The sequence below is a fragment of the Streptomyces sp. NBC_00878 genome, assembly GCF_026341515.1.
Taxonomy (GTDB): domain Bacteria; phylum Actinomycetota; class Actinomycetes; order Streptomycetales; family Streptomycetaceae; genus Streptomyces.
The window spans coordinates 59,338-81,802 of record NZ_JAPEOK010000003.1; the positions used below are offsets into that span (position 1 = coordinate 59,338).

General features: G+C 70.5%; 20 protein-coding genes. 10 read left to right on the forward strand and 10 right to left on the reverse strand.

Features of this window, described 5'->3' with window-relative positions; genetic code table 11:
• Window positions 1-29 precede the first annotated feature (29 nt).
• A complete protein-coding gene (locus OHA11_RS47205; protein ID WP_266508751.1) occupies window positions 30-1,394 on the forward strand; it encodes an RICIN domain-containing protein in 1,365 nt (454 codons plus the stop codon).
• A gap of 96 nt (window positions 1,395-1,490) precedes the next feature.
• On the opposite strand, the gene OHA11_RS47210 is transcribed toward OHA11_RS47205, so the two are convergent.
• Entirely contained in the window at window positions 1,491-2,201 is a 711-nt protein-coding gene (locus OHA11_RS47210; RefSeq protein ID WP_266508752.1) for a dienelactone hydrolase family protein, read from the reverse strand.
• A gap of 192 nt (window positions 2,202-2,393) precedes the next feature.
• Here OHA11_RS47210 and OHA11_RS47215 point away from each other — a divergent pair, with 192 nt between their 5' ends.
• A complete protein-coding gene (locus tag OHA11_RS47215; protein ID WP_266508753.1) occupies window positions 2,394-2,825 on the forward strand; it encodes a VOC family protein in 432 nt (143 codons plus the stop codon).
• A 56-nt stretch (window positions 2,826-2,881) separates the two neighbouring features.
• Window positions 2,882-3,946 (forward strand): adenosine deaminase, encoded by a 1,065-nt coding sequence (locus OHA11_RS47220; RefSeq protein WP_266508806.1) that lies wholly within the window; start codon window positions 2,882-2,884, stop codon window positions 3,944-3,946.
• 54 nt (window positions 3,947-4,000) lie between these two features.
• Here OHA11_RS47220 and OHA11_RS47225 read toward each other — a convergent pair whose 3' ends face one another.
• Both OHA11_RS47225 and OHA11_RS47230 read right to left on the reverse strand, forming a co-directional pair.
• Window positions 4,001-5,497 carry a carotenoid oxygenase family protein gene (locus OHA11_RS47225; protein ID WP_266508754.1) on the reverse strand — a complete coding sequence of 499 codons (1,497 nt, stop codon included), beginning with the start codon at window positions 5,495-5,497 and terminating at the stop codon, window positions 4,001-4,003.
• Between the two features lie 68 nt (window positions 5,498-5,565).
• Window positions 5,566-6,477: a LysR family transcriptional regulator gene (locus OHA11_RS47230; RefSeq protein WP_266508755.1), complete on the reverse strand. Its 912-nt coding sequence runs from the start codon at window positions 6,475-6,477 to the stop codon at window positions 5,566-5,568.
• A gap of 112 nt (window positions 6,478-6,589) precedes the next feature.
• Between OHA11_RS47230 and mgrA the strand changes: the two genes are divergently transcribed.
• Window positions 6,590-7,594 (forward strand): L-glyceraldehyde 3-phosphate reductase, encoded by a 1,005-nt coding sequence (gene mgrA, locus OHA11_RS47235; protein WP_323186806.1) that lies wholly within the window; start codon window positions 6,590-6,592, stop codon window positions 7,592-7,594.
• 40 nt (window positions 7,595-7,634) lie between these two features.
• Here mgrA and OHA11_RS47240 read toward each other — a convergent pair whose 3' ends face one another.
• Window positions 7,635-7,922: a DUF1905 domain-containing protein gene (locus OHA11_RS47240; RefSeq protein ID WP_266508759.1), complete on the reverse strand. Its 288-nt coding sequence runs from the start codon at window positions 7,920-7,922 to the stop codon at window positions 7,635-7,637.
• A gap of 395 nt (window positions 7,923-8,317) precedes the next feature.
• Between OHA11_RS47240 and OHA11_RS47245 the strand changes: the two genes are divergently transcribed.
• The 4 genes from OHA11_RS47245 (at window position 8,318) to OHA11_RS47260 (ending at window position 12,944) form a co-directional block, all read left to right on the forward strand.
• Window positions 8,318-8,728: a hypothetical protein gene (locus tag OHA11_RS47245; RefSeq protein ID WP_266508760.1), complete on the forward strand. Its 411-nt coding sequence runs from the start codon at window positions 8,318-8,320 to the stop codon at window positions 8,726-8,728.
• A gap of 97 nt (window positions 8,729-8,825) precedes the next feature.
• Window positions 8,826-11,162, forward strand: a complete 2,337-nt coding sequence (locus OHA11_RS47250) for an FHA domain-containing protein (protein WP_266508761.1) — start codon at window positions 8,826-8,828, stop codon at window positions 11,160-11,162.
• 19 nt (window positions 11,163-11,181) lie between these two features.
• Complete coding sequence (locus OHA11_RS47255; protein WP_266508763.1) at window positions 11,182-11,943, forward strand: hypothetical protein; 762 nt, start codon at window positions 11,182-11,184, stop codon at window positions 11,941-11,943.
• Entirely contained in the window at window positions 11,943-12,944 is a 1,002-nt protein-coding gene (locus OHA11_RS47260; RefSeq protein ID WP_266508767.1) for a serine/threonine-protein kinase, read from the forward strand. Before OHA11_RS47255 ends, OHA11_RS47260 begins: the two co-directional genes overlap by 1 nt.
• 105 nt (window positions 12,945-13,049) lie before the next feature.
• Here OHA11_RS47260 and OHA11_RS47265 read toward each other — a convergent pair whose 3' ends face one another.
• Both OHA11_RS47265 and OHA11_RS47270 read right to left on the reverse strand, forming a co-directional pair.
• A complete protein-coding gene (locus OHA11_RS47265) occupies window positions 13,050-13,697 on the reverse strand; it encodes a hypothetical protein (protein ID WP_266508769.1) in 648 nt (215 codons plus the stop codon).
• The gene (locus OHA11_RS47270; RefSeq protein WP_266508770.1) at window positions 13,694-14,455 is read right to left on the reverse strand and encodes a MerR family transcriptional regulator; all 762 of its coding nucleotides are present in this window, start codon (window positions 14,453-14,455) and stop codon (window positions 13,694-13,696) included. The genes OHA11_RS47265 and OHA11_RS47270 overlap by 4 nt, the downstream gene beginning before the upstream one ends.
• A 235-nt stretch (window positions 14,456-14,690) precedes the next feature.
• On the opposite strand from OHA11_RS47270, the gene OHA11_RS47275 reads away from it, so the two are divergent.
• Both OHA11_RS47275 and OHA11_RS47280 read left to right on the forward strand, forming a co-directional pair.
• The gene (locus OHA11_RS47275) at window positions 14,691-14,828 is read left to right on the forward strand and encodes a hypothetical protein (protein ID WP_266508772.1); all 138 of its coding nucleotides are present in this window, start codon (window positions 14,691-14,693) and stop codon (window positions 14,826-14,828) included.
• Window positions 14,829-15,423: 595 nt separating this feature from the next.
• The gene (locus OHA11_RS47280; protein WP_266508774.1) at window positions 15,424-17,649 is read left to right on the forward strand and encodes an MMPL family transporter; all 2,226 of its coding nucleotides are present in this window, start codon (window positions 15,424-15,426) and stop codon (window positions 17,647-17,649) included.
• A 168-nt stretch (window positions 17,650-17,817) separates the two neighbouring features.
• On the opposite strand, the gene OHA11_RS47285 is transcribed toward OHA11_RS47280, so the two are convergent.
• The 4 genes from OHA11_RS47285 to OHA11_RS47300 are packed head-to-tail and all read right to left on the reverse strand — an operon-like array spanning window position 17,818 to window position 22,461.
• Window positions 17,818-18,852 carry a 2-hydroxyacid dehydrogenase gene (locus OHA11_RS47285; RefSeq protein ID WP_266508775.1) on the reverse strand — a complete coding sequence of 345 codons (1,035 nt, stop codon included), beginning with the start codon at window positions 18,850-18,852 and terminating at the stop codon, window positions 17,818-17,820.
• Window positions 18,849-19,472 carry a histidine phosphatase family protein gene (locus OHA11_RS47290; protein WP_266508777.1) on the reverse strand — a complete coding sequence of 208 codons (624 nt, stop codon included), beginning with the start codon at window positions 19,470-19,472 and terminating at the stop codon, window positions 18,849-18,851. The genes OHA11_RS47285 and OHA11_RS47290 overlap by 4 nt, the downstream gene beginning before the upstream one ends.
• Window positions 19,469-20,956, reverse strand: coding sequence for an FGGY-family carbohydrate kinase (locus OHA11_RS47295; protein WP_266508779.1), 1,488 nt, complete (start codon window positions 20,954-20,956; stop codon window positions 19,469-19,471). Before OHA11_RS47295 ends, OHA11_RS47290 begins: the two co-directional genes overlap by 4 nt.
• On the reverse strand, window positions 20,953-22,461 hold the full coding sequence (locus OHA11_RS47300; RefSeq protein ID WP_266508781.1) for an FGGY-family carbohydrate kinase: 1,509 nt from the start codon (window positions 22,459-22,461) through the stop codon (window positions 20,953-20,955). The genes OHA11_RS47295 and OHA11_RS47300 overlap by 4 nt, the downstream gene beginning before the upstream one ends.
• Window positions 22,462-22,465 lie beyond the last annotated feature (4 nt).

Here is a 22,465-nt window from a genome sequence, read left to right on the forward strand (position 1 = left end):
CCGTGCTGCCGAAAGGGACCCCGACCGTCATGCGGATGCATCGCCCCCTGCTTGCCCTCACCGCCGCCGGAGCGGCACTCACCACCGCCCTCGCCGCTCCCGCCCAGGCGGCGGCCATGCCGACGGGAGGTGTGTTCTATGTGCAGAGCGCGGTCACCGGCCTGAACGCCGCCGACAGCGGGGGAGCGGTCGTCCAGCGCAACCCCAAGGGCAACGAGGACCGCCAGCAGTGGACGCTCCGGACGAGCGGCGCGTCGTACGTACTGGAGAGCACCGACACCGCGGGCAGCTGCCTCGGCCGCTCAGGCGGCCAGGCGAGAACCGTGGCCTGCGCGAGCGGCGACGCCCCGTGGGAGATCACCTCGACGGGAACCGACCGCTACCGGCTCAAAGTCCCGGGCGCCGACCAGTACTTGACGGTCGCCGCGAAGCCGTCCGGCTCCAACTACCCCGCCCAGCTGACCCTGGGTTCGGCCGGGGACCTGGCCGCCTGGTACCTCACTCCCACGTCGTCCCCGACCTCCCCGATGCCGTCCACGGACCAACGCACCCTGGACCAGGTCACGTTCCTCACGTCCCACAACGCCTACGCGAACGGCGTCGACGGCGGATTCGCGCCACCCTTCGTGAACCTCGTCCCGAACCAGAGCCGGGGAATCAACCAGCAACTCACCGACGGCGTACGCGGTTTCATGCTGGACATCCACCAGACCTCCGACGGCGCGATCCTCTGCCACAACAGCTGCACCCTCGTCAGCAGCCCGGTCGCACTGTGGGTGGACATCCAGCGCATGGTCGACTACCTGAGGGCGAACCCGAACGAGTTCGTCACCGTCTTCCTGGAGGACTACGTCGACCCGGGCGTCCTGCGCAGCGAACTGGCCCGAGTCAACGGCCTGTCCGACGTCCTCTACCGCCCCGACCAGACCGGTGTCCGCACCAACGGCTGGCCGAAGATGTCGGAACTCATCGCCGCCAACGACCGCCTCCTCATCTTCACCGACCACAGCCGCTCCGCCGACCAGTCCGCCGGTCTCACCCGCGACAGCTTCGGCGTCATGTACCAGCGCGAGTGGACCGTCGAGAACTACTGGTCCATGGGTTCGGGACTCGGCGGCTCCGACTGGTCCTGCTACAGCCGGTGGTACGACGCCAACAGCAACGTCCCCCTCACGGCCACGGCGCCGCCCTTCCGGCCGCTGTTCGTCATGAACCACTTCCGCGACGCGGCGATCGCCTCCACGGCCACCACCGACAACACCAAACTCCTCGACCGGGCCCAGCGCTTCTGCCAGCCCGCGGCCCGCAAGAAGCCCAACTTCCTCGCGGTGGACCGGTACGACCTCGGAAACCCGGCGTCCGCGGTGTCGACGCTGAACACCTACACGTACTGACGGTTCGCGTCCACGTACTGACGCTTCTCGCCGGGTGCGCCCGTCGCCGCGTTCGCGCGGCGGCGGGCGCTGCCGTTCTGCCTCCCCGGCTCCCGATCAGCCCAGTTGCGCGTGCAGGAAGTCCACCGTGCTCCGCCAGGCCTTGCTCGACGACTCGGGGTCGTGGACCTCGGGGCGGCCGTCGTTGAAGAAGGCATGGTCGGCGGGGTACACGCGGAAGTCCGGGGTGATGCCGGACTGCTCGCGGATCGTGTCGCTGAGCGGGGGGAGGGAGTCGACCGGAATGGCCCCGTCGCGTTCGCCGTAGTGGCCGAGGATCTGGGCCTTCAGGCCCGAGAAGTCAGGGGTCTCGCCCTGGATGACGCCGTAGAAGGGAACGGCGGCGTGGACACGCGAGTCGGTGGCGGCCTGGTACAGGACGAAGCCGCCGCCCATGCAGAAGCCGACCGAGCCGACGGCCGCGGACGTGACCTCGGGCATCGCGAGCAGGTGGTCGACGGCGCCGGAGAGCAGCTCGACGCCGCGCGACACCGGCAGGTCCTGCATCATGCGCAACGCCTCGGCCCCGTCGTGGGCGACATTGCCGCCGTACAGGTCGGGAGCCAGCGCCACGAAGCCCTCCTTCGCCAGGCGCTCGGTGACGTCCGCGATGTGGTCGGTCAGGCCCCACCACTCCTGGATCACGATGACGCCGGGGCCCTGTCCGGAGGGCGGCAGCGCCAGATAACCGTGTGCGGTGGTGCCGCCGCTCGGGAAAGTGACGTTCTGGTGGGCGGGGGCTCCGGTCGACCTGGGCGTCTCGGACATGGTGTGTCACTCCTGTCGCTGGATCTTGACTCCAGCATGCAGGAGGCGGATACGGCGACGGCACGCGGCCCCTCCACCGGCAGGGAGCCCGACATTCCTCCCCATGCCGTATCCTCGCGTGTTACGTATAACCCAGCTCATGTCCTGTCCCTTCACTTCCCTTCACTCCCCTTCACTCCCCGAGAGGCCCCGATGACACGCGTTGCCCTGGTCACCCTCGTCGTCGACGACTACGACGAGGCGATCCGCTTCTACACCGAGGCCCTCGGATTCCGGCTCGCCGAGGACACCCCGCGCCCCGACGGCTCCCGCTGGGTCGTCGTGGAGCCGGACACCGGCGGGCCCGGCACCGGGCTCCTGCTGGCCCGTGCCAAGGGCGAGGCACAGCGCGGCCGGGTCGGCGACCAGACCGGCGGACGCGTGGGCTTCTTCCTGCACACCGACGACTTCGCGCGCGACCACGCACGGATGACCGCGGCGGGCGTGACCTTCCTGGAGGAGCCGCGCCACGAGACGTACGGCTCGGTCGCCGTCTTCCAGGACCTGTACGGCAACCGGTGGGACCTGTTGCAGCCCGCCGCCCACGACCCGCAACCCGCCGCTCCCGACGCAACCACCCAGTGATCAGCACTTCCCATCCACAGATGACACCCACCGACAACCTGCCGAGGAAACAGCGCATGACCGCGTCCCGTATCGACATCGACACCATCCGCCGGCTCCCCAAGGCCGTCCTGCACGACCACCTCGACGGCGGGCTGCGGCCCGCGACGCTCGTCGAACTCGCCGACGCGGTCGGCCACACGCTCCCCACCACCGACCCGGACGCGCTCGCCGCCTGGTACTTCGAGGCGGCCGGCTCCGGCGACCTGGTCCGCTACATAGGCACCTTCGAGCACACCCTCGCCGTGCTGCAGACCCGCGAGGGACTGCTGCGGACCGCCGAGGAGTACGTGCTCGACCTGGCCGAGGACGGTGTCGTCTACGGCGAGGTGCGCTACGCCCCCGAGCTGATGCTGAACGGCGGGCTCGCCCTGCCCGAGGTCGTCGAGACCGTCCAGGAGGGTCTGGCCGCCGGTATGGCGAAGGCGGCGGCCGCCGGTACCCCGGTCCGGGTCGGCACCCTGCTGTGCGGGATGCGGATGTTCGACCGCAGCCGCGAGATCGCGGACCTGGCGGTGACGTTCCGGGACGCGGGCGTCGTCGGCTTCGACATCGCGGGCGCCGAGGACGGCTTCCCGCCCGCCGACCACCTCGCCGCCTTCGAGCACCTGCGCGTCGAGAACGTCCCGTTCACCATCCACGCCGGTGAGGCCCACGGCCTGCCCAGCATCCACCAGGCCCTCCAGGTCTGCGGAGCCCAGCGCATCGGTCACGGCGTCCGCATCACCGAGGACATCGTGGACGGCAAGCTCGGCCGCGTCGCGGGCTGGGTGCGCGACCGCCGGATCGCCCTGGAGATGTGCCCCACCTCGAACCTCCAGACGGGCGCGGCCACGTCGATCGCCGACCACCCGATCACGCACCTGCGTGACCTGGGCTTCCGCGTGACCCTCAACACCGACAACCGTCTGGTGTCCGGTACGACCATGACCCGCGAGATGTCCCTGCTCGTCGACGAGGCGGGCTGGACCCTCGACGACCTGCGCACGGTCACGGTCAACGCCCTGAAGAGCGCCTTCATCCCGTTCGACGAGCGGGCCGCCCTGATCCGGGACGTCGTCCTGCCGGGCTACGAGCTCTGAGCACCCCGGGGCCGGCCGGACCGTGCGGCGGTTCCGGTCGGCCCCCAGGGGCTCTCACGCGTCCGGCACCCAGCTCCCGTGGAAGCCCAGCGGCACCCGCCCCGGCAGATGGACCCGGGCGACCGGCTCACCCGTGAAGTCCTGAGCCGACAGGATCAGCAGATCGGCGGCGCCCCGGTCGGGATTGTGCACGTACGCCAGCGTGTAGCCGTCGTCCTCCGCGGCCCGCGCGGCCGTCGGATCCGAGGCCACGAACACCGCCTCGCCCACCGCCGCGTTCCGGGGCAGCCGGTGCACCTGCGAGGTACCGCGGAACAGGTCCTGCTTGACCAGCTCGCTGCTGAAGGCCCGGTCGGGCGGGGTCCCGTCGGCCGTCACATACGCCAGCGACATCTCGGCGGCGGCCGTCGTGTACCCGTACCGGTGCCTGCGCGCGACCAGCGCCTCGTTGACGCGCGGGAACTCCTGCGGCCGGTCGTCCAGGACCTTGGTGTGGACGCGGCCCCGGTCGCGGTCGATGGTCCAGCGGTGCAGCCGGACGGTCCCTGCCCCGTAGGGCCCGCCGGAGCCACGTCCCGCGACGAAGAAGGGCGCCGGATAGGCCGTGAAGTCGACGACCACCGACGACCCCTCGTCGTACGCGTTGAGGGTGTGCGAGTAGTACGTCGGCTCCACCTCGAACCAGCGGACAGGCCCGCCGGCCCGCGGCAGGACACCGACCCGCGAGGGATGCCGGTGGTTCCACACGTACGGCACCAGGTCGCCCCGCTCCGCCCCCGCCGGATCGAAGGTGACCGGCATGTCGAAGATGACGACGTGCTTCTCGGTGAGCGCGAAGTCGTGGATCATCGGGCTGTCCGACACCGGGATCCGCGTGGTCCGTACGACCTGCCCCGCGGCGTTCACCACCAGATGCCGGATGTGGTTCCAGGTCGGGTAGTACGTGATCGCGTGCAGCTCGCCCGTCTTCGCGTCGAGCTTGGTGTGCGCGGTGAACGCGCCCTCCAGAGTGCCGCGGAAGTCGTACGTGCCCACCGTGTTGAGCTCGTAGTCGAGTTCGTACGGCAGCGGGCCGCTCTCCTGGAGGGCCAGGACCCGTCCGCGGTGCCCGATCACGTGGGTGTTGCACGGGAAGTCGTCCGGCGGCACCGGCCCCGGGTAGGGCTCGCCGAGCTTCTCGGCGACGCGGGAGGAGCGGACCCAGCGGTTGCGGTACCACTCGGCGCGGCCGTCCCGCAGCCGGACGCCGTGCACCATGCCGTCGCCCTGCATCCAATGGTGCGCGCGGGGATCCTCCAGGCCGAGGACGTTCGGCCCGTTCCTCAGGTAGCGGCCGTTGAGTTCACGCGGGATGCGTCCGGTGACCGGGAGGTCGAAGGCGGTCAGCTCCTCGGTGACCGGTGCGAACGCCCCTTCCAGGAACGGGTGGTGGCGCTCCTTCGTGGTGGCGGAAGCACCTGCCGCGAGTCCCCCTGTCGACCCCACGAGTCCGCCCGCCGCCGCGATGGCCGCCGCCCCGCGCAGCACGTTCCGCCGGCTGTGCTCAGTCATCTCCGCACCCCTGTCCCGCAGTTGTCGTGATCGATGTGCACGATTCTGCTGCGGGGGACGGGGCCGGGTCAGGAGTGCTGGATGCCCAACCGGGGTGGTGCCAGGCCCCCTGTTTCGAGTAGAGACATCAGGGCCCGGGCGGCCGGACTGGTCGCCTCCGGGGGTGGCAGCATCGCCACGGTCTCGTACGGCGTCTCGGTGTCGGCCTTGAGGGGGAGTGCGGGAAGAGCCCGCCGCTTGTGGGCGAAGTGGCGCGGTACGACGGCGATTCCGAGGCCCTCCTCGACGAGGTCGAGGAGGCTGTGCACGTCGTTGACCTCCAGGGCGACCGTACGGTGCACGCCCGCCGCCGCGAAGGCCGCGTCGGTGGTGCGGCGCGGACCCCAGTCGGGGTGGAAGTCGACGAAGGCCTCGCCGCCGAGTTCGTCCGGGGTGACAGGCCCTCTGGTCGCCAGGCGGTGCGAGGGATGGCAGAGCACGGTCATCGGTTCGCTGGTCAGGGGCAGGCAGCGGAGCTGTTCCGTGTCGGCGCGGGTCGTCACGGCGAAGGCCAGGTCCAGCCGGCCCGCGGCGACGTCCTCGGCCAGCGCGCCCGAGCCGGCCTGCCGCAGCCGGATCTCCACGTCCGGATGCTGCCTGCGGAACGAGGCCAGCAACGGGGCCACGGGCACCCCGGCGATGCACTGCTCGGTGCCCACAGAGAGCGTGCCGCGCAGCACGCCCTGTACGGCGGCCACCGCGTCCTGGGCCGCGCGGACCTGGGCGAGGATCCGCTCCGCCTCGGTCAGCAGGGCCCGGCCGGCCTCCGTGAGCGTGACGCGGCGGGTGGTGCGGACGAAGAGCGGGGCCCGCAGTTCCCGCTCCAGCGCGCGGATGGAGGCGGACAGGCCGGACTGCGACACCATGAGCCGCTCCGCCGCCCGGGTGAAATGCTGGTCCTCGGCGACCGCGACGAAGTGCTGTAGGTGGCGCAATTCCATGATTGAGAAGCTTATCCGCTGAATCTCATCCGATTCTCCTGTTGGACCGCTGTCGACGGGGCAGGCGAGAGTGGATACCGGTCCACTCCGTCCGACCCCTCTGGAGAACGTGTTGTACACCGCACACACCGACCGTTACGCGGACATGCCCTACCGGCGCACGGGACGCAGCGGCCTGAACCTTCCCGCGCTCTCCCTCGGCCTGTGGCACAACTTCGGCCCCGACCGGCCGGTGGACACCCAGCGTGCGATCCTGCGCCGCGCGTTCGACCTGGGCGTCACCCACTTCGACCTGGCCAACAACTACGGACCGCCGCCCGGCGCCGCCGAGTCCGCCCTCGGTGACGCGCTCAGGGCGGACCTCGCGCCGTACCGTGACGAGCTGGTCATCTCCACCAAGGCCGGATACCTGATGTGGCCGGGCCCGTACGGCGAATGGGGCTCCCGCAAGTACCTGCTGTCGTCGCTCGACCAGAGCCTGGGCCGGATGGGCCTCGACTACGTCGACATCTTCTACTCGCACCGCCCCGACCCGGAGACTCCGCTGGAGGAGACGATGGGCGCGCTGCACTCGGCGGTCCAGCAGGGCAAGGCGCTGTACGTCGGTGTCTCCAACTACTCGCCGGAGCAGACCCGGGAGGCCGCCCGCATCCTGGGCGAGCTGGGTTCCCCGCTCCTCATCCACCAGCCGCGCTACTCGATGCTCGACCGCCGTCCCGAGGAGCAGGGGCTCCTGGACACCCTCGACGAGCTCAAGGTCGGCTCCATCGCCTACTCGCCGCTGGAGCAGGGCCTGCTCACCGGCCGCTATCTCGACGGGATCCCGGAGGGTTCGCGGGCCGCGAGCGACAGCCCCTTCCTGAGCGCCGACACCGTGACCGAGGACCTCGTCGGCCAGCTGCGCGCCCTGGACGACATCGCCAAGTCCCGCGGCCAGTCCCTGGCCCAGATGGCGCTGGCCTGGGTACTGCGCGGCGGCCGGGTCACCTCCGCACTGATCGGCGCGAGCAGCCCGCAGCAGCTGGAGGACAGCGTGGCGGCCACGGGCAACCTGGACTTCTCGGAGGACGAGCTTACCCGGATCGACGAGATCGTGCGGCGGGCGGCCCAGGCCTGAGTACCAGCTGCGGACTGACCCCCGAGCCGTGGACGAGGGGTCAGTCCGTGACGCGTTCCTCCAGGCGTACGGTCACCGTGTCGCCTGCCTCCTTGCCGATCGCCTTGCGGACGTCGGCCTTCACGGGAAGTTTGTGGGTGCCGTCGCCGAGGGCCATGAACGAACTCCGGAAGGGATGGCCGTCGATCGTCCCGCGGACCTTGACCAGGCCGCGCGTGCCGAAGATCGCGACCGACCCGGGCCAGACGAGATAGGTCCAGCCGCCGATCTCGGGGCTCTTTCGCAGTACCGCGGTGAATTGCTGATCCAATTCGGTGCCCGTGCTCATGCTGTCCTCCGTATGTCCTCTGTCGTCCCGGTGGTCTCTCCTCTACGAGACCACCGGGAGCGGCAAAACTCATCGCGGCAGCCGTGCGGGGCCTCGCCGGGCCTGCCGATCGCCCTTCGGGGAATACCTCCGGAGGAGCTGGATCTCGCGGCCGCGTCATTTCGGCCAGTCGGCACCGTGAATATGCCAAGAGACTGGCTGGAATGGCATGGTGACAGAGTGTCAGGAGTGGCGATACTTGAATGCTAGGGCTATTCAATGCCCGGAGAACGGATCGGGAGCGCCACGGGACCGCCCGGCGAACCGACCGAAGAACAGCGCCATCGTGCACAACCAGCGAGCCGCAGGAAAGCGAGGCCGGACCCGCAGTAAGCGGATGCGATGGGGGAGCGATCGTGCACGACGAATTCCTTTGCCATGTCACCGCGTACGGAGTGTGCGGAGGCATGTGGGTCGGCGTACCGCTCGGCACCTACCGGGCACCCACCCTGGCACTGGCCATGTGGTGGTTACGGGACCGGGCGTCATGGATGGCCGAGCGCCTCGACCCGAGCCCCGACGCCCCGTACTTCCCGCCGAACTCGATGATGCCCGTCGCGGACACGGCCCCCGACGTGCCCGGCGTGCTGCGCGCGTGGTGCGGCGACGACGCTCAACAGGAGCTGGCGGCGGAACAGCTGGCCGCGGGATATCTCGTCCGGATCGCCACGAGTGACGACACCACCGAGTACGAGCTGCTCGCGGAGTCGGTCGACGCCCTGCGCATGCAGCGCACGCTGCCCCTCCTGACCGTGCCGGCCGCCTGATCCCCGATCCGGGCGGAGCCGCTCGAAGGCTGCTCGGGCCGCCTTCGTGGACCGGGTGCAGCAGGCGCACATGTGGACGAATAGCTAGAATTCAGGCATGGGAGAGCGGTCAGCGGCGCCCGAACTCGTCCTCGAAACCGAGACGGGCACCCTGGTGATGACCCCGGACCACGTCTATCGCGTCGGCCGCGACCCGCTCAGCGACATCGTCATCGACGACGCCCGCGTCTCCTGGCACCACGCGGTCCTGCGCCCGAACACCGACCACTGGACGCTCCAGGACGAGAACAGCACGAACGGCACGTACGCCGACGGCCGCCGTGTCCGCGAGTGGGACGTCGGCCCCGGCAGCGTCATCCGCTTCGGCAACCCCGCCGACGGCCCGTGCGCCGTGCTCACCGGCCGGCCCCCGCCCACCCCCGAGCGCCCCTCCATGGTCTCCGTGCCGGGCGCGACCGGCACCTTCCGGCGGCCGACGACGGTGCGCCCGCTGCCCGCCCGTATGGTCGGCATCGGCCGCGGCGGCGACAACGACCTGGTCATCGACGACCTGATCGTGTCCCGACGGCACGCGGAGCTGCGCGCCCTGCCGGACGGGACGTACGAGATCGTCGACCTGGGCAGCCACAACGGCACGTTCCTCAACGGGCAGCCCGTCGACCGGGCCCGCATCGACGAGGGCGACATCGTCGGCATCGGCCACTCGGCGTTCTGCCTGGTCGGCGACCAGCTTCAGGAGTACGTCGACACCGGCGAGGTCTCCCTCGACGTGCAGGACCTGTCGGTCGCCGTCGACCGGGGCCGCAAGACGCTCCTGGACCGGGTCTCCTTTCCCGTCGGCGAGAAATGCCTGCTCGCCGTCGTCGGGCCCAGCGGCGCCGGAAAGTCCACGCTGCTCAACGCCCTGACCGGCCAGCGCCCCGCCGACCGTGGCACGGTCCTGTACGACGGCCGCGACCTGTACCGCGACTACGCCGAGCTGCGCCAGCGCATCGGACTCGTACCGCAGGACGACATCCTGCACGCCCAGCTGACCGTGCGGCGCGCCCTCACCTACGCCGCCCAGCTGCGCTTCCCGCAGGACACGGCGAAGGCCGAGCGCCGGTCCCGGGTCGACGAGGTCGTACGCGAGCTCGGCCTGGAACAGCGCGTCGGGCAGCCCATCCACAGCCTCTCCGGCGGCCAGCGCAAACGCGTCAGCGTCGCCCTCGAACTGCTCACCAAGCCCTCGCTGCTCTTCCTCGACGAGCCGACCTCCGGCCTCGACCCCGGCATGGACCGCTCCGTGATGCACATGCTGCGCGGCCTCGCCGACGACGGGCGGACCGTCATCGTGGTCACCCACAGCGTTCTCAGCCTCGACGTCTGCGACCGGCTGCTCGTCCTCGCACCCGGCGGCAAGGTCGCCTACTACGGGCCGCCCGAGGAGACCCTCGCCTTCTTCGGCTACCAGCAGTGGCCCGAGGCGTTCGAGGCCTTCGAACGGGACCGCGAACGGGACTGGGCCGGTGATTACCTGGCGTCGCTCCAGCACCGCCAGTACATCGTCAAGTCCACCGCCCAGCCGCACCTCGGTCAGGCCGCCCCGGCCCCCGGCACGGTTCCCCGCCCGTCGAAGGCGCAGAGCTGGGGCTCCCAATTGGGCACACTCGTGCGCCGCTATGCGGCCGCGCTCAGCGCCGACCGGACCTTCCTCGCCATCATGATCGCCCTGCCGTTCGTCATGGGCGCCATGGCGCGGGCCCTGGCAGGCAGCAAGCTGACGCAGGAGACGGCGATGAACGCGCTGCTCATCCTCTGCGTCGGCGGAGTCCTCACCGGCGCGGCCAACGCCGTGCGCGAACTCGTCAAGGAACGGGTGATCTACCAGCGAGAACGGGCCGTCGGCCTGTCCAGATCGGCGTACCTGATGTCCAAGGTCGTCGTCCTCGGCACGATCACCGTCCTCCAGGCCGTCGTCCTGACCCTGGTGGCACTGCTCGGCGTCGACCTGAACGCACCCGGCGGCGAGGGCGTGCTCATGCCGCCCCTCGTCGAGATCACCGTCGCCGTCGCGCTGCTCTCCTTCACCGCGATGATGCTCGGCCTCCTCGTCTCCGCGCTGGTGCGCAAGGAGGAGGTCACGATGCCCCTGCTCGTGCTCCTCGCCATCGTCCAGGTCGTGTTCTGCGGCGCGCTGCTGAAGCTCGACGGCGTCCCCGGCATCGAGCAACTGTCCTGGCTGGTGCCGTCCCGGTGGGCCCTCGGCGCGATGGCGGGCACCATCGGTCTGGCCCGGCTCGTCCCGGGCGACCTGACCGCCGACCCGCTGTTCAAGCACTCGGTGGGCGTGTGGCTGCTCAACATGGGCATGCTCGTCGTCCTCTCGGCCGTCTTCGGCTACCTGGTCGCCCGGCTGCTGAGGCGGCACGAACCCGAAGTCATGCGGAAGTAGCCCGCAGGAAGCAGGCGCGATGACGACGACCGAGGACTTCCGCCCCACCCACGTGGTCCCGCGGGACGGCCTGCCCGCCTGGGAGGCCCCCGACCCGACCCGGCCCACCGTGCCGCTCGACGCCCTCCTGCCGGTCCGGCTCGTCGAGCGGCGCGGTGACTGGGGGCACGTCCTGTGCGCCAACGGCTGGTCGGCCTGGGTCGACGGCCGCCTGCTGCTCGCCGTACCGCAGATGCCGCCCGCCGCCGGACAGCCGCTCGCCCGCACCGCCGACCCGCGCCCCCTGCTCGCCCGCGTCGAGGACACACTCGGCCGCTACCGGCAGAGCGTCGAGGAACTGGCGTCCGGCCGCCTCGACGGGGAGGAGTTCCAGCGCCGTACCCGGGGGATGCGGGTCGGGATCGTCGTCGACGGGGAGGCCGTGTGGCTGTACGAGGCCGAGCACGAGCGGTGGGTGTACTGCGACGGCACCCGCCTGAGCACGTACGCGACACCGGAGCCGCCGGTCGTCGACGGACCGGAGCCCCATGACGAGGCCGGCCCCGAGCCCACTCAAGTTGTGCCGGGCATCGGGCCCGAACCGACGCAGGTTGTGGGGGACACGGGTCCGGAACCGACGCAGGTTGTGGGGGACACGGGTCCGGAACCGACGCAGGCTGTGGGGGACACGGGTCCGGAACCGACGCAGGCTGTGGGGGACAAGGATTCGAAGTCGCCTCGGCCCGAAGAAGACAGCGCCCAGGCCCCGACCCGGCTCGTCACTGGCGACGGTGACGGCTGATGCCGCACGACACGAGCCTGTACTCGGGACGGCCCTCCGACCTGATCGGCAAACAGATCGCCGGCTACCGGATCGAGCGCGAGGTCGGCCGCGGCGGCATGGCCGTCGTCTACCGCGCCAAGGACCTGCGCCTCGACCGCACGGTCGCCCTGAAACTGCTCGCCCCGGAACTGGCCCGCAACGACACCTTCCGCAAACGCTTCACACACGAGTCGCGGGTGGCCGCCGCGATCGACCACCCGCACATCGTGCCGGTCTTCGAGGCAGGCGAGACCGACGGCGTCCTCTACATCGCCATGCGGTACGTCGCAGGCCGCGACCTGCGCCATCTCCTCGACCGCGAGGGCCCGTTGGCGATCGCGGTGGCCACCCGCATCGCCCTCCAGGTGGCGTCCGCACTCGACGCCGCCCACGACCACGGCCTGGTCCACCGGGACGTCAAACCGGGCAACATCCTGGTGGCGGCGGGCACGGACAGCGACCACCCCGAGCACGTCTACCTCACCGACTTCGGCCTGACGAAGAAGTCGCTGTCCCTGACCGGCTTCACATCCGTCGGCCAGTTCGTCGGCACGCTCGACTACGTGGCGCCCGAGCAGATCTCCGGCCGTCCGGTCGACGGCCGCTGTGACGTCTACAGCCTCGCCTGCGTGGTCCACGAGACCCTGACCGGGCGTCCGCCCTTCCAACGGGACGACGACATGGCGCTGTTGTGGGCGCACCAGTACGACCAGCCGCCCGCGGTGACCTCGCAGCGCCCCGACCTCGCCGAGCCCGTCGACGGGGTCCTGGCGAAGGCCCTCGCCAAGAGCCCCGACGACCGGTACGAGTCGTGTCTTGCCTTTGTCACCGCGCTGCGTGCCGCTGCGGCGGGGGCCGGGGGAGTGGGGCACGCTCCGACTCAGGTGGACCTGCGTGTCGCGGACGCCCCTCAGCACCCGGGGCCGCCGCCTGAACCGCCGGGGTGGGCCCGGCCCGTGTTTCCTGGCTCGGCTTGGTGAGGTTCCGCCTGGGACGGTGGGTTCGTGCGGGTTGAGTTGGGCTGGTCGCGCAGTTCCCCGCGGCCCTGGGCGGGACGGCGCTACGAGGCGCGGTTCCGTGTTGTGTCAGGACTGCGGGGTTGTTTCCGGGGTGGGCTCGGGTGTGGTCCGTGCTCGTGCGAGGGCGTCGTGGAGGGCCTTCGGGTCGTCTGCGTGCAGTCTGATCAGGGTGACGAGGCGGGCCGCGCCGAGGAATGTCGGTGCGTCGACGGGTTCGGTGAGGTGGAGGGTGAGGGAGGTCTGGGAGCCGATGGGGAGGTTCAGTTCGCCGTCCGTCTTCTTGTGGGTGAAGCGGGTCTCGCGGCGGATGGAGGCGATCTTGTCGAGGGGGATGCGGATGTCGACGTTGGCACCCTGCCGGATACGCAGGGTGCGACCGGCCAGGGTGTGCGGCCGGGTGCGGGAGGCGGCGTGCAGGCCGAGGACGAACAGGACGGTGTAGACGTCTACGACCAGCATGATGGTGTGGACGACGGGCCAGTCGGCAAGAAGGTAGGTCAGGGCGACGGTCTCGATCACACAGGCGAAGGTGAGGCCGTACATCATGGCGGCCTGGTCCCGGCCGTGGGTGAAGACCGCGTCCGCCTGGTCGGTGCCGTGCGGGCGGCGGGTGATCCACCGGATGAGGCTTTCCATGATCCGGCCCTCGTGGGCGAGGAACCGCAGGGCGGGTGAGGAGGCGCGCTTCGGTGCGGCGGGGGATGTGGTGGTCATGCCTGTTCTTCCTGTCGTCGCTTGACGAGTTCGAGTGCGCGGCGCACGGCCGCGGCCTGGGCCGGGTCCAGGTCCTCGTAGAGGGCGTCGGCCAGGCCGACGGCCAGGCCGTCGGTGCTGGTGCCGGGGACGTGTGTCGCGAGGGCGTCGGGAAGGAGGGCCTCCAGCGCCGAGGCGGCACGGGGCACCTGCGGGTCGTCCGGCTCCTGGCCGACGAGGCCGTCGAGCAGGCCGTAGACCTCGGCGGCGTGCTGCCGCATGCCCTGCAGCGCCGCCATCAGCGCACCCCGCCTTCCACGGGGCGTCGCGGCGTCGAGGAAGGCCAGGTGCTCGCGGTCCTTCACGGCCATCGGTGAGCCGCCGACGTCCCCGAGAGCGGCCAGCAGGCCGGTGAGCTCAGGCGACACCGGTCCCGTAAGGGCCAGGGATCCGCCCTGAGCCTGGTCCAGCAGCGGGGCCAGCCGCGTCCGGCGCTGCCGGGTCACCACCTCCTGCCGCGCCAGGTCGGCGTCGAGTTCCCTCAAGACCTCGGCGAGGTCGTGGCCTTCGGTGTCCGCGAGGGCGTCCCGTACCTCGTCGAGTCCGAGTCCGAGCTCGGTCAGCCGCCGGATGCGGGCCAGCAGGACTGCTTCCCGCACGCCGTAGGTGCGGTACCCGTTGCTGCGCCGTAGGGGTTCGGGTAGCAGCCCGAGCTGGTGGTAGTGCCGCACTGCCCGCGGGGTGACCCCGACCAGGGCGGCGACTTCGCCGATTCGCATGAGGCCAGTGGAAACCATGACGTCGCGGCAAGGTCAAGGAGGATTCTGCGGGGTCGGCCGACCATCACGGCGCGCGTCACGCCGGTCGCGGGGCAGCTTCGGACAGACCGTGTTGACCTTGCCGCGACGTCATGGTCTTCAGTGGAGGACATCGGCCCGGGCGATCACCGTTGGCGGGCCTCCGCCTTCGGAAGGACATCGAGATGACGACCACATCGACAAGAAAGTGGCCCTCATGCGCAGGGCGTACCAGTGCCTGGAGAACCGCGACCTCGCCACGGCGCAGGAGCTGCTGACGGAGAACGTCATCGCGAACGTCCCCGTCGTGGCCGAGCCGCTGCACGGCCGGGAGGTGTGGCGCAAGGGCAGCTAGATCATGCTGGACGCCTTCCCCGAGCTGACGATCGACATCCAGGACATCTTCGGCGTCGGCGACAAGGTCACGGCGCTGGTCAACTTCCGGGACCCACCTGGGCACTCTCCAGGAGGTTCGAGGCGACGGGCCGGACGGTCGCGTACCGCAGCGCCGAGGTCTACCGCCTACCCCAACCGGCAGCGTCGGCGCCGGGAAACGGCACGGTGGCGGCGGGATCGACGGCCTGGCACACACCGAAACTGCGCTGGGTGACATCGGCGTCGACGTCACCCACCTCCGCTGCCGCCACTGCTTCACCAATCCCGAACTTCAGATCTACGCCCAACGGGCGGACACCCTCCAGGTGATCCTCCCCCTCGGATCACCGGCGACGCCGTGCGCACCCAGCCCCACCGGGCAGGCGTGACCGACGGATTGGTCGAGGCCGTGCTTGGCATGTCGACCGGCCCTCACGCAACCGTGACCGGCGCAGAGATCGATCACGATCCGTACCCGTGACCCAGGCCCCGGTGCGGTCCGCGGCCCTCACTGAGTGACGGGCTCCCCGCCGCGGCTTCGTCCCGCCCAATCTCCTATGGAATCGAGGTTCCACATGGCTACATTCCTCTATCGCCTCGGGCGGCGCGCGTTCCGGCGCCGCCGACTCGTCGCCCTGCTCTGGGTGGCTGTGCTGATGGGCGTCGGTGTCGCGGCGTCGACCGCACCCGCGCCGCCCGCCGACTCGTTCTCGATGCCCGGAACCGAGTCCCAGAAGGCCTTCGACCTGCTCGACGAGAGATTCCCCGAGGCAAGCGCGGAGGGCGCGCAGGCACGCGTCGTCATCCGTGCCCCGCAGGGCGAGAAGATATCCGGCACCGAAGGCAGGGCCGAGGTCGAGAAGCTGGTCGAGGCCCTGGGCACGAGCCCGCAGGTCGCCAGTGTCACAGACCCGTTCAAGGCGGACTCGGTGAGCGACGACGGCACGACCGCCTACGCCTCCGTCACCTACAAGGTCGACTCGATGGAGCTGACCGACAAGGCCCGTGACGCGCTCACCAGGGCCACCGACACCGCCCGGCACGCGGGCTACACAGTCGAGGCCGGCGGCGACGCGCTGATGGCCAAGCAGGAGATGGACGGCTCTGCCGAGATGATCGGCATCGGAGTGGCCGCGGTCGTGCTGGTCCTGACCTTCGGCTCGATGGTGGCCGCCGGTATGCCGCTGCTCTCCGCGATCATCGGTGTGGGCATCGGAACCTCCGGCATCGCGGCTCTCGGCGCCGCACTCGATCTGTCCGCCACGACCTCGACGCTGGCCATGATGATCGGCCTCGCGGTCGCCATCGACTACGCACTCTTCATCGTGTCCCGCTATCGCACGGAGATAGCCGAGGGGCGCGGGCCCGAGGAAGCTGCAGGCCGTGCGGTCGGAACCGCGGGCTCCGCCGTCGTGTTCGCCGGCCTCACCGTGATCGTCGCGCTGTCCGGCCTCGCGGTCGTCAACCTCCCGGTGCTCACCAAGATGGGCCTGGCCGCCGCGGCCACGGTCGCCGTCGCCGTCCTGATCGCGCTCACCATGACCCCGGCGCTGCTCGGCTTCGCCGGAAAGAAGGCGCTGCGCCGCAAGGATCGTAAGAATCCGGTCGCCGCCGCCCGGCAGACTGCGGGTACCAAGCCGAAGCTCGGCACCCGCTGGGCCCAGTTCGTGCTGCGTCGACCCCTGCCCGTGCTGATCACGGCCGTCCTCAGCCTCGGGGTGATCGCCCTCCCGACCACCAGCCTGCAGCTCGGCCTGCCCGACGAGGGCAGCTCGGCACCCGCATCCACCCAGCGCAAGGCCTACGACATGCTGTCGGAGTCCTTCGGCGCCGGCTTCAACGGCCCGCTGACGGTCACCGCCGACACCAAGGGCGTCAAGGATCCGAAGGGTGCCGCGGAGCAGGTCGTCGGGGAAATCACCGACCTCGGCAAGGCGGCCGCCGTCACCCCGGCAACCTTCAACGAGGCAGGCGACACCGCCGTCCTCACGGTCGTGCCCAAGACCGGGCCCAGCGACCACGCCACCGAGGAACTGGTGAAGTCAATCCGCTCGCTCTCCGGCGACATCAGGGCCGACACCGGCGCGACCATGCTGGTCACCGGCATGACCGCGATGACCATCGACTTCTCGCAGACCCTGGACAACGCGCTGCTGCCGTACCTGGCCCTGGTGGTCGGACTCGCCTTCCTCCTCCTCATGCTCGTCTTCCGTTCCGTGCTGGTCCCGCTGAAAGCGGCGCTCGGCTTCCTGCTCTCGGTGGCCGCCGCCCTCGGCGCCGTCGTCGCGGTCTTCCAATGGGGCTGGCTCGCCGACCTGCTGGGCGTCGACCAGCCAGGCCCGATCATGAGCATGATGCCGATCTTCCTGATCGGCGTGGTATTCGGCCTGGCCATGGACTACGAGGTCTTCCTCGTCACGCGGATGCGCGAGGCATACGTCCAGGGCGCATCGCCCGCGGAGGCCGTCACCACTGGCTTCACCCACGGCGGACGGGTCGTCGCGGCAGCCGCGATCATCATGATCAGCGTCTTCTCCGGCTTCATCATGGAAGACGACCAAATGATCAAGATGATGGGATTCGGCCTTGCGATCGCGGTCCTCTTCGACGCCTTCGTGGTCCGCATGGCCATCGTGCCCGCGGTCCTCGCCCTCTTTGACGAGAAGGCCTGGTGGCTGCCCAAGTGGCTCGACTACGTCCTGCCCGACGTGGACGTCGAGGGCGAAAAGCTGCACAAGCAGCTCGACGGCGCCGACGTCTCCGCCCCGCAGGAGCGCACTCCGGCCCCGGCCGGCATCTGACCGCTCCGCATCACGGGCTGCCCGGGTGAACCGAATCGGTTCACCCGGGCAGCCCGCGATGCGCACCTCCTGCCAAGTCGATCGGCCAGGTGTGCGACATCCCAAAGTCGGCTACCACGGTGTCCGAACCCGGCGCGGCGAACGCGCTGACAACGGCTTCCGGGGAGTTCAGTGAAGGTGGGCCAGAACCTGCGGATTCGCGCAGTGCGCGAGTGGCCGGCCTGCCAGGAATGCGGCTACCTCCGAGGCCACGATGGAGGCGGCATTGAAGGCGGTCTGTCTGCTGGCGCCGGCCAGATGTGGCGTCATGACGATATTGGGGGTCGTCAGCAGGCGTGAGTCGGCGGGGATCGGCTCGCGGGGGAAGACGTCGAAGGCGGCGCCGAAGAGCTTGCCGGCGTCCAGGGCGTCGCACACGGCGTCGTAGTCGACGAGCGACCCGCGGGCACAGTTGACCAGCACGCCGCCGGACGGCATCAGGTCGATCATCCGCCGGGAGATCAAGCCCTCGGTTTCCGGAGTCGCGCGGGCATGGACGGTGACGAACGTGGAGCGTCGCATGAGGTCCACCAGGTCGGTGACCTCGGCCGGTGACACGTCGTCCGCACGGACAAAGGGGTCGGCGACGAGTACCTGTGCGCCGAATCCGCGGAGGATCCGGGCGACCCGGGACCCGATGGCTCCGTATCCCACGATGCCGACGGTGCTGCCCGCCAGCTCCGGCCCGACCTTTTCGAACATGTAGTAGTCACCTCGCCAGGTGCCTGCGGCGAGGTCCGCGTGGGTGGCGGGGACGCGTCGGGCCGCGGCCATCATGAGGGCGACCGTGTGCTCGGCGGTGGCGGTGGCGTTGCGTCCAGGGGCGAAGGAGACCGCGACGCCGTGCCGGGTGGCTGCCTCGAGGTTGGCGTTGACGGGGCCGCCCCGGCTGACGCAGAACAGGCGCAGATCGGGGCTGGCGTCCAGGATCCGTTCGGTGAGCGGAGCCATCTGGGTGACGCAGATGTCCACCCCGCTGAGGGCCTTGATCAGCTGGTCCTCGGTGCCGGAGGCCTCCCGTACCTCGGCCACCTCCCCGAAGGGCTCGACCGGCCAGGGCAGGGTGAGTTCGCGGAAGGTCGCGGTGGGTGCGGCCGGCCGGAGCTTGTCGAGGAACAGGGAGTTGAGGACGAAGTGGTCACCGGCGGTGAGGATGGTGGTCACTTGAGTTCTCCTGGGGTCACGGGGCGGTTCAGCGTCAGCAGCGACGGCACGCCGTCACGCAGGACCAGTTCGTTCAGGGCGCAGTTGGCCAGGAACGGGAAGGTCCGGCGGTACTGGCGCAGAGGCAGGCCGAGTAGGCGGCAGAGCGCGAGCCGGATCGCGGTGGAGTGGCCCACGACGAGGACGCGGCCTTCGTGGTGATCGGCCTGGAGGTCGGTGAGGAACGCCAGATAGCGGTCGCTCGCGTCGAGGGGGTTCTCCCCCTTGGGGAAGTGGTTCGTCACCGGGTCGGTCTTGAAGGCGGCCAGGTGGTCGGGAAACCGCTGGTGCATCTCGGCGCGGGTGAGGCCCTCGGCGATGCCGAAGTCGAGCTCGCGCAGCCGTTCGTCCACGCTCACCGGCAGTCCGGTGCGCACCGCGCTGTCGCGTGCGGTCTCCTGCGATCGCGTCAGCGGGGAGGCGAAGATATCGGTCAGGTCCGCCTGCTCCGCCCAGTCCGCGAGCGCGCGTGATTGCGCGTGGCCGTGCTCGGTGAGCGCGATGTCGGTGCCGCCGGCGTACCGGTTCTCGGCGTGCCACATGGTCTCCCCGTGTCGGACGAAGATGACATGGAGGCTCAAGGCGCCGTCCTTTCTCGTGCGTGGGTTGCGACGACGCCGGGGAGCCAGCCGCGTTGGACAAGCAGATCGAGCAGCCGGAGGTAGCCCTCGTCGTGCGGGTTTCTCTCTGAACGGCGTGGTTCGAGAGTCCGGTCGAGTCGCACCATCGAGGCGGCGACGCTCTCCAGAGCCTCACTGCTCGATGCGGCCAGCACCGCCATGCCGAGCGCCGGTTGCGCGTTGCGCGGCAGGGTCACCGGGCGTTGCAGCACATCGGCCCGCAACTGGTTCCACAAGGGGTTGCGGGTGGCCCCGCCGGTGAGGACGACCGCACCGTCGGTCGGCGCGCCGAGCAGGTCCACGTAGTCGAAGCAGAGCCGTTCGACGTATGCGGCGCCCTGCAGCAGTGAGGCGAACGACTCGGCGCGGGTGGCCGGCTCGCGGTTGCCGAACGCGCGGGCGTCCGCGGCGACGAAGGGGAACCGTTCGCCCGGGGAGACCAGCGGATAGCGCAACAGGTCGGTGGGCAGCAGTGCCGCGGCCTCGCGGGTGAGCCGGTTCAGGTCGGCGTCCGCGAATTCCCGTGCGACCAGGCCGGCTCCGACGCTGGAGGCTCCGCCGGGCAGCCAGTGGCCGGAGGGCGACCGGTGGGAGTAGACGACCCCGTGCGGATCACGGATGAGGTCTTTGGTGACGCCCTTGAGTACCAGGGTGGTGCCCATGACCGAGTTCCAACTGCCGACGGCGGTCGCGCCGGAGCCCAGTTGCGCCGCGCAGCCGTCGGTCATCCCGGCGACGACGGCGGTGCCTTCGGTGAGCCCGGTCTCGGCAGCGGCCGCGGCACAGACCTGGCCGATGACCGTGCCGGGCAGTACCAGGTCGGGCAGCATCGCGCGGGGAATCTCCAACGCGGCGAGTACGGGCTCGGGCCAGGTCACCTGCGCGGCGTCGGCACCGGTCTTGAGCGCGTTGCTGGTGTCGGTGGGAACCTCGTGCCCGACGAGCTTGCTGTTGATGACATCGTTCTGATGCGCCAGGCGCCAACCGTTCTCAGCAGCCCGGGGATAGTGGTCGAGCAGCCAGCGGAGCTTGGGCAGCGCCCAGGATCGCTGCATCCGCTGGTAGCCGGCCTTGGCCCACTGCTGTTCCCCGGCGGCGTTGACCTGCTCCGCCTCCGCCGCGGCGCGCCCGTCGTCGTACATCAGCGCCGGTGTCACAGACAGGCCACGGCGGTCCAGCATGGTGATGGTGCCCGAGGTCGCGTCGACGGCCACGCCTTGGACCCGGCGCAGGTCGGCACCCGCGGCGCCTGCCCGGCCGATCGCCGTGCGGACGGCGCGCCACCACTGCTCGGGGTGCTGCTCATGGCGATCGCCCTCCCGGCGGCTGGTCAGTGGGCACGAGCCCTCGCCCAGCAGACTGCCGTCGGACGCGGCGACGACCACCCGTACGCCCTGAGTCCCCAGGTCGATGCCCAGCCAGGCATCGCTTCCGCCGGCGGTCATGCGCCGTCTCCACCGGGCGGGGCCGGACGTGGCTGTCCGCGGTCGCGTGTCCACAGCGGCTGGTTCAGCTCCCGCAGCCGCAAGAAGTCGGCGTACTGGTCGCTGAAGTCGTCGAACGCCTTCGGATCGGGCTGGTATGTGGCGGCGACCTCCACGTGCCGGGCGGCCGCGGTCGGAAAGTCCGGCTCACGGCCGGTGGCGACCAGGCCGGTCAGCCAGGCGCCGCGGGCCCCGACCTCGGCGGAGGCGGGAATGGTCACGGGGAGGCCGGTGACATCGGCGATCAGTCGCATCCAGAAGTCGCTTCTGGTGCCGCCGCCGCAGAGCGCCAGCCGGTCCGGGGAGCCGGGGGCCGCGGTCAGGCAGTCGCGGATGGTCATGGTGACTCCTTCCACCAGCGCACGGGCCATGTCTTCGCGGCCGGCCTCCAGGGACAGGCCGGACAGGGAGCCACGCGCCGTGGTGTCGAAGAAGGGAGCCCGCTCTCCCGCGGGGGAGAGGTAGGGGATGAACCGCACCCCGGCTGTGTCGCGTCTGCCCTGTGCGGCCAGCGCCATCAGATCGGTGACAGAGGTCAGTCCGAGCAGTCCTGCCCCCCAGTCCAGGACGTCGCCGCCGCTCATGGTGGGGAAGGCGCGAAGATAGCGACCGGGGACCCCGAGCGTCACGGTGATGCCCACGGGCTCGTCGGTGACCACCGTGTCCGTGATGACCTCGGTGGACAGGGTGGTGCCGAGGATGCAGCACGCCTGGCCGGCGGTCACCGCGCCGGCGCCGATGGCGGTGGCGCAGATGTCGTACGGCGCCAGCACCACCGGGATACCCGCGGGCAGGCCGGTCTCCGCGGCTGCCGATGTGCTGATCGTCGTGACTCGGTGGTCGTCGTCGCGAAGCTCGGGCAGGAGTCGCCGAGCCCACTGCAGGCCGTAGAGCTCGAACAGCCGGTCGGACCAGTCGCGCTGCCTGATGTCCATGAACGGTGCCGATGCGTCCGACTCGTCGACGGCGGGCTCGCCCGTCAGCTTCAGGTGGAGCCAGCCACCGCAGGTCAGCAGATGGCTCGATCGGGCCACCCGGTCGGGATCGTTCTCGCGCAACCAGGCCAGTACGGCGTTGGGCATGCCGGTGGACAGCCGCGACCCGCTGATCCGGAAAGCCTCCCGCGCCACCCCGTCGCGCTCCCACGCGGTGATCTGGGCGGTGGCTCGTCCGTCGTTCCACAGCACGGCGGGCCCGGTGGGACGCCCCTGGCCGTCGACCAGCCAGGCGCCGTCGCCCTGGGCGGTGACGGCGACCATGCCGGGTGCGCCGGGGAGCGCCTCGACGACTTCCCGGACGGCGTCGGCAACCGCGGTCCAGACTTCGGTCATGTCCTGCTCGGCCCACCCGGGACGGGGTCGCGTCACCTGGGTCGGCCGGCGGCTCACCGCCAACTCCTTTCCGTCGTCGGCGTATCCGACCACCTTGATGGTGGTGGTGCCCGCGTCGATGGCGATCGCAGTCATCTGC

Bases quoted from the DNA above. Each gene is read 5' to 3' on its own strand.
- OHA11_RS47205 (WP_266508751.1), top strand. From the start codon at position 30: ATGCGGATGCATCGCCCCCTGCTTGCCCTCACCGCCGCCGGAGCGGCA.
- OHA11_RS47210 (WP_266508752.1), bottom strand. From the start codon at position 2,201: ATGTCCGAGACGCCCAGGTCGACCGGAGCCCCCGCCCACCAGAACGTC.
- OHA11_RS47215 (WP_266508753.1), top strand. From the start codon at position 2,394: ATGACACGCGTTGCCCTGGTCACCCTCGTCGTCGACGACTACGACGAG.
- OHA11_RS47220 (WP_266508806.1), top strand. From the start codon at position 2,882: ATGACCGCGTCCCGTATCGACATCGACACCATCCGCCGGCTCCCCAAG.
- OHA11_RS47225 (WP_266508754.1), bottom strand. From the start codon at position 5,497: ATGACTGAGCACAGCCGGCGGAACGTGCTGCGCGGGGCGGCGGCCATC.
- OHA11_RS47230 (WP_266508755.1), bottom strand. From the start codon at position 6,477: ATGGAATTGCGCCACCTACAGCACTTCGTCGCGGTCGCCGAGGACCAG.
- OHA11_RS47240 (WP_266508759.1), bottom strand. From the start codon at position 7,922: ATGAGCACGGGCACCGAATTGGATCAGCAATTCACCGCGGTACTGCGA.
- OHA11_RS47250 (WP_266508761.1), top strand. From the start codon at position 8,826: ATGGGAGAGCGGTCAGCGGCGCCCGAACTCGTCCTCGAAACCGAGACG.
- OHA11_RS47255 (WP_266508763.1), top strand. From the start codon at position 11,182: ATGACGACGACCGAGGACTTCCGCCCCACCCACGTGGTCCCGCGGGAC.
- OHA11_RS47260 (WP_266508767.1), top strand. From the start codon at position 11,943: ATGCCGCACGACACGAGCCTGTACTCGGGACGGCCCTCCGACCTGATC.
- OHA11_RS47265 (WP_266508769.1), bottom strand. From the start codon at position 13,697: ATGACCACCACATCCCCCGCCGCACCGAAGCGCGCCTCCTCACCCGCC.
- OHA11_RS47270 (WP_266508770.1), bottom strand. From the start codon at position 14,455: ATGCGAATCGGCGAAGTCGCCGCCCTGGTCGGGGTCACCCCGCGGGCA.
- OHA11_RS47275 (WP_266508772.1), top strand. From the start codon at position 14,691: ATGCGCAGGGCGTACCAGTGCCTGGAGAACCGCGACCTCGCCACGGCG.
- OHA11_RS47280 (WP_266508774.1), top strand. From the start codon at position 15,424: ATGGCTACATTCCTCTATCGCCTCGGGCGGCGCGCGTTCCGGCGCCGC.
- OHA11_RS47295 (WP_266508779.1), bottom strand. From the start codon at position 20,956: ATGACCGCCGGCGGAAGCGATGCCTGGCTGGGCATCGACCTGGGGACT.
- OHA11_RS47300 (WP_266508781.1), bottom strand. From the start codon at position 22,461: ATGACTGCGATCGCCATCGACGCGGGCACCACCACCATCAAGGTGGTC.